The organism is Paraburkholderia ginsengiterrae (assembly GCF_001645125.1).
In the GTDB taxonomy this organism is placed as follows: Bacteria; Pseudomonadota; Gammaproteobacteria; order Burkholderiales; family Burkholderiaceae; genus Paraburkholderia; species Paraburkholderia ginsengiterrae.
Genome location: NZ_LXKA01000321.1, coordinates 1 through 257, shown reverse-complemented (window position 1 = coordinate 257; position 257 = coordinate 1). Strand labels below are relative to the sequence as shown.

1 rRNA gene is annotated in these 257 nt (G+C 54.9%); it reads left to right on the top strand.

The window, feature by feature from the left end:
• Window positions 1–152: 152 nt before the first annotated feature.
• Window positions 153–257 (top strand): 5S ribosomal RNA (gene rrf / locus A6V37_RS22005); the annotation flags it as partial.

Sequence of the window (257 nt, the reverse complement as noted above, 5' to 3'; positions counted from 1 at the left end):
TGCAGAACACACAGGTTGAGATCAGTGTTGTGCCAGAAACAACACAACCCCCGAATCTCCCTCTGGTGAGCATCACCAGAAACTACTTCTTCCAGATTGGCTGTGGCGCCGGGTTGACCAAAACCCGATAGCGACGCAGCAACCCGTCAAAGCCTGATGACCATAGCGAGTCGGTCCCACCCCTTCCCATCCCGAACAGGACCGTGAAACGACTCCACGCCGATGATAGTGCGGATTACCCGTGTGAAAGTAGGTCA